Consider the following 337-nt stretch of genomic DNA (forward strand, 5'->3'; position numbering starts at 1 on the left):
ATATATACCTGTCGAGCAGAGTGACCACCTAACTCATTATAACGTGATAAAAGACGTGTTTCCTGATTTACAAACGATTATGACTGATGTCGAAAAGCCATCACTACTTGATCAGAATACAGCTGTATTACCTAGACAGCTTCAAGGCTTTCAAGTTGACTCTTATTCAAAATGGCTTGCTTATAACGGCCTTTTTACAACAGGTTTTTTATCACATTCGGTAACACCACAGCTATTATTGAAGGATAAAGATGCTGACGATTCACTACAGCAATTTTCAGCGCTACAAAGCAATCTGAAAAAAGATGCTCCGTGGCTACGATATGTGAAAGTATCT

General features: G+C 38.0%; 1 protein-coding gene. It reads left to right on the forward strand.

Features of this window, described 5'->3' with window-relative positions:
* Window positions 1-337: DUF2194 domain-containing protein (locus FS935_RS23155; RefSeq protein WP_146950942.1), on the forward strand; the 337-nt coding region annotated here is incomplete at both ends.

It is taken from the genome of Metabacillus litoralis, from assembly GCF_007994985.1.
Classification (GTDB): domain Bacteria; phylum Bacillota; class Bacilli; order Bacillales; family Bacillaceae; genus Metabacillus; species Metabacillus litoralis.